This window comes from Phytoactinopolyspora endophytica (assembly GCF_004138495.1).
Lineage (GTDB): Bacteria > Actinomycetota > Actinomycetes > Jiangellales > Jiangellaceae > Phytoactinopolyspora > Phytoactinopolyspora endophytica.
Genome location: NZ_ML142850.1, coordinates 267,852 through 272,635, shown reverse-complemented (window position 1 = coordinate 272,635; position 4,784 = coordinate 267,852). Strand labels below are relative to the sequence as shown.

At 67.9% G+C, this 4,784-nt stretch carries 5 protein-coding genes; 4 read left to right on the top strand and 1 reads right to left on the bottom strand.

Annotation, left to right across the window (positions count from 1 at the left end; genetic code table 11):
* Positions 1 to 367 precede the first annotated feature (367 nt).
* Positions 368 to 934, bottom strand: a complete 567-nt coding sequence (locus tag ELR45_RS04595; RefSeq protein WP_165367477.1) for a MarR family winged helix-turn-helix transcriptional regulator — start codon at positions 932 to 934, stop codon at positions 368 to 370.
* 125 nt (positions 935 to 1,059) lie between these two features.
* On the opposite strand from ELR45_RS04595, the gene ELR45_RS04590 reads away from it, so the two are divergent.
* From ELR45_RS04590 to ELR45_RS40390, 4 genes are all read left to right on the top strand, one after another.
* Positions 1,060 to 1,524: a MaoC family dehydratase gene (locus ELR45_RS04590; protein WP_129663826.1), complete on the top strand. Its 465-nt coding sequence runs from the start codon at positions 1,060 to 1,062 to the stop codon at positions 1,522 to 1,524.
* Entirely contained in the window at positions 1,521 to 2,426 is a 906-nt protein-coding gene (locus ELR45_RS04585) for an SDR family oxidoreductase (RefSeq protein WP_129663824.1), read from the top strand. The genes ELR45_RS04590 and ELR45_RS04585 overlap by 4 nt, the downstream gene beginning before the upstream one ends.
* Positions 2,427 to 2,439: 13 nt before the next feature.
* Positions 2,440 to 4,068 carry an AMP-binding protein gene (locus tag ELR45_RS04580; RefSeq protein ID WP_165367476.1) on the top strand — a complete coding sequence of 543 codons (1,629 nt, stop codon included), beginning with the start codon at positions 2,440 to 2,442 and terminating at the stop codon, positions 4,066 to 4,068.
* Positions 4,069 to 4,188: 120 nt separating this feature from the next.
* Positions 4,189 to 4,784 (top strand): sulfatase-like hydrolase/transferase (locus tag ELR45_RS40390; protein WP_240759157.1); only part of this gene is annotated, 596 nt, incomplete at its 3' end.

Below are 4,784 nucleotides of genomic sequence, written 5' to 3'. Positions count from 1 at the left end.
GCCACGTCTGCTGAGGTGGCCGCGGCGACCTGGCCGATGACGGTCCCGGTGGACGGATCCTCGACGTCGTGTGTGCCGCCGTCGACGGGATCTCGCCATTCGCCGCCGATCCATACCGCGCGCCGCATCGTCGGCCCCGCGACCGTGGGTTCCTGTGCCTGTGTCATGGCCCGCCCTCCTCGTTGAGAACTCGGATCAGAAGTCTCCTCGAACCTCCGCGGTCCTTGAGAGGGGACGGCAGCCGTTCGGAAACAGATCGATCCTTTTCAGGGAGCCTGAAAGCTAGCATGCTGCTGAACATGGTGACAAGGCTGTGCTGCAATAACGGCCAGATCGGGCAGGAGATCCGTGCGCCTGGCGTCAGCTGCTATGTCGAACGTCCTGAGCGCTCTGTCGGCAGCGTTCGTATGCTCGCCGTTCGTGCGTTCTCAGGCGCGGCGTCGCCGGCGTCGGAGACGGGGGAGTCCGGTTCGGCTGGTACCTGCGAGCCGGTCTCGTCCAGAGCATGGCGGCAGCGCCTGAGGTAGTCGGCGAAGTCCGCACGCTCGTCATCCTCCAAGTGCGAGACGAGCAGGTCCTCGAGCGCGTCGATCGAGGGTGAGAGACGTTCGGTCAGCTCCGCGCCGGCATCCGTGAGGTACAGCGACATGCTTCGGGCGTGACGGGGATCGCGCTCACGACGTACGAGCCCCATCTCCAGGAGTGGGTCGATCGTGGCGGCCATGGTCTGCGCCCGCACGAAGGAGCGTCTGGCCAGTTCTGAGCTGGTGAGGCCGGGGCGGCGCAGCAGGACCGTCAGCGCCGTGTACTGCGCGGCCGTCAGTCCTTCCGTGGCGCACACCTCGATGAAACGGCGCCGCAGGCCGAGCTCGAGCTCTTTGATCACGTACACGAGACTGCCGTACGGCTCCATGCTGTCCTCCAAAGCGTGCACCAGGCTAGCGCAGGCGTGCGGGCTCCACGCCCAAGATGCGAGCGACCGGCAATGTTCATTTCAGGTACCCTGAATTGAAAATGTAGCTGCACTGGTTCGCGCACGACGGCACTGAGGAGATCTCAATGGCTGAACCCGCCGCCCTGTCAGTCACGCTCGACGAGCTGCCCACCGTCGCGGGAAAGGGCTTCGGCCCGTCCGCGTGGCGAGAGGTGACTCAGGACGAGATCGACCTCTTCGCTCGGGTGACCGGTGACCACAACCCCGTTCATCTCGACCCTGACTACGCCGCCAAGACACCGTTCGGCACGACCATCGCCCACGGACTGCTGACCCTGAGCCTCGTCGTGCCTTTGATGGCCGAGGTGTTCGAGATACGGGACGCAGGGATGGGTATCAACTACGGTCTGAACCGCGTGCGTTTCCCTGCCCCCGTGCCGGTCGGCTCACGCATCCGGGTGAGCGGCGAGGTCTCGCAGGTCACCGAGCTGGCCGAAGGCTTGCAGATCGAAGTCCCGGTGACCTGGGAGATCTTCGGTGGCGCCAAACCGGCGTGCGTGGCCGAGCTGGTGCTGAGGTACTACCGATGAGCGCGCAACGGCTGGACGGCCGCGTCGCCATCGTCACCGGTGCGGGCCGCAGCCTGGGGAAGGCGTACGCGCTCGCGTTGGCCTCGGCCGGCGCCTCCGTCGTCGTCAACGACCTGGACGGCGCCGCTGCCGAGGCGACCACGGAGCAGATCGCCTCGGCCGGTGGCCGCGCCGTCGCCTCGATCGGCCCGGTCGGCGACACCTCAACCGCCGACGCGCTCGTGACGGCCGCGCGCGAGTCTTTCGGACGCATCGATGTGCTGGTCGCCAACGCCGGGGTGCTGCGTGATCGGGTGCTGTGGAAGATGAGCGACGAGGACTTCGACCTCGTGATCGAAACTCATCTGCGGGGCTCCTTCACCACCGGCCGCGCCGTGGCTACCGCGCTGCGCGAGCAGGGTGAGGGCGGCCGGATCATCTTGGTCGGTTCCCCCGCCGGCCAGCACGGCAGCTTTGGCCAGACCAACTACGCCGCGGCGAAGGCCGGCCTGGTCGCGATGGCACGCACCTGGTCGCTCGAGCTCGCCCGCGCCGAGATCACGGCCAACGCCGTGATCCCCACCGCGCTGAGCCCGATGACGGCGACGATCCCGGCGTATGCCGAACTGTACGAGTCCTTTGTCAACGGCGAGCCCATCCCCGCACAGTACCGGCGTGACCACGCGCTGGGCTCGCCGGAGGATGTGGCGCCGCTCATCGTCTGGCTGGCCTCGGATGCATCAGCCGATGTCACCGGTCAGGCGATAGGGATCGGGGGTGACAAGCTCACTCTCTATGCGCATCCCGCCGAGCTCCACGCCGCCTACGCTGATGGGGGTTGGGACGCGGCGGGCATAGATGCGGTATGGCGCTCGGAATTCGCGCATCGCGCCCAGCGTTCGGGCCCGCCGTCGATCGGATGAGGAGGCGGACACGATGAGGCTGAACTACAGCGACATCTGGCAGGCCGTCTCGCGCGCGCTGCCCCACCGCGTAGCCGTCGAGGCGGACGGGGAGGTGATCGGCTATCCGGACCTCACCCGGCAGGCCGGGCAGCTGGCCGCCGTGCTCGACGACGCGGGCGTGCGTCCAGGCGACAAGGTGGCGATCTTCCTCTACAATCGTCCCGAGTACATGGTCGCCCTGTTCGCATGCCTGGCCATGGGAGTCTCCCCGGTGCCGGTCAACTTCCGCTACCGGGCCGGCGAGGTCGACGAACTCCTTGAAGACTCCGAGGCCGTCGCGCTGATCTTCCCGTCGTCGTTGGAACACGTCGTGCGTGACGTGCGCGCCGCGGGCGTGCGCCTACGGCTGCGCATCAGCGACGCCCCAGCTGCCGGCTCGCCGGACCGCCTGGTCGATCCGGATCGCCTGGTCGATGCCGTCGACTTCGCGGACATCGCGCGGTACGCGCCGCGCCTGCCGGACAGCGCTCCCGCCGGGGGTGAGCTTCTCCTCTATACCGGCGGCACGACGGGCCGGCCCAAGGCCGTCGTCTGGGCTATGGATGAGCTGCTGACGGTGCAGCTCTACTCCATCTACGACGCCATCGGGCTGACCCCGCCAGACTCCCTGGAGGGTATGGTCGAGGTCGCCGGTAGCCCTGTCACACCGCGCGTCGCGACGATGCCGCTCGCTCCGCTCATGCACGGGACCGCGTTGTTCAACTCGATGAACACGCTGGTGCTGGGCGGCTCCCTGGTCCTGCTTCCGCAGCCCGGCTTCGACCCCCAACGGGCCGTCGAGGTTGCCCGGGATCGGCGAGTCACCCGCCTGATCGTCGCCGGTGACGCTGTCGCCGCACCGCTCGCCGAAGCGGCGGAAGGCTCCGGCCTGCCGGATGTCGCAACCGTGATCAGCGCCGGTATGCGCTTCAGCGATGAGGTCAAGGCGCAACTGCACGGCCTCGGCGACATGACGATCGTTGACCTGCTGGCTTCCACCGAAGGCGGGCCCTACGCAGTCGCGCTTTCCCGCTCCGCTCAGGATTTACCGGCGACGCTGCGGCTGTTCCCGGATGCGGTCGTGCTCGACGAGAAGGACAACGAGGTACAGGACGTCCCTGGCGCGCGGGGCGTGCTCGCCTTTAAGGGAACGCTTCCCCAGGGGTACCACCGTGCACCGGAGAAGACCGCCGCGACCTTCCGTGTCATCCGCGGCGTGCGCCACGTCGCGCCCGGCGATCTGGTAAGCGTCCGGGGCGGTGGGGAGATCGATCTGCTGGGGCGGGGCAGCTCCGTGGTGAACACCGGTGGCGAGAAGGTCTACCCCGTCGAAGTCGAGGAGGCCCTTCTGTCACACCCGGATGTGTCGGACGCCGTCGTGTTCGGGATGCCGGACCGCCGCTTCGGAGAGATCGTCACAGCGGTGGTGGTCACGGTGCCGGGCTCCTCAACGGGGCAGGACGAGCTGCGCGCCCACGTCGACGCTCTGATCGCCGGATACAAGAAGCCACGCGTCATCGACATACGTTCGACGCTGGACCGCACACCGACCGGGAAGGTCGACATGAGGCGGCTCAGGCGCGAGCTCGCCGCGGACCAGGAGGCGCCGGCGAAAGAGTAGCCGCTGTGCCGTTGATGTTCCCGGAATCATCCCCATCGGGTGATGGCAATGCGTGCTCTGGCCGCTTCAATGCTGTTACCACCGCGGCGGTGGGCTGCTTCGGCGAAGCGGAGGAATGTCATGGCTACTCGGAACGACCGTCATCTGCGCGCGACGCTGCCGATCCCGGATCGGCCGGCGCCTGGGCCCACCTTGTACGACGCCAAGGATCCCGACGTGTCGTACCCGCCGATCGAGCCATTGCTCCCCCCAGAAGGAGCGCCGAACGTGCTGATCGTCCTCCTGGACGATGTCGGGTTCGGTGCGGCGAGCGCCTTCGGCGGCCCGGTACACACGCCTACTGCCGATCGGCTCGCCGCCGGCGGGTTGCGCTACACCCGTTTCCACACCACGGCCCTGTGCGCCCCCACCCGCCAAGCCCTGCTCACCGGGCGCAATCACCACTCGGTCGGCATGGGCGGTATCACCGAGATCGCCACGTCGGCTCCGGGCAACAACTCCCTGCGGCCCAATACGAAGGCGCCGCTGCCGCTGACGCTCAAGCTCAACGGGTACTCGACCGCCCAGTTCGGCAAGTGCCACGAGGTCCCGGTGTGGCAGTCGTCCCCGCTGGGGCCATTCGACGGCTGGCCGTCGGGAGGCGGTGGGTTCGAGCACTTCTACGGGTTCATCGGGGGCGAGAACAACCAGTACGACCCCGCCCTGTATGAGGGGAC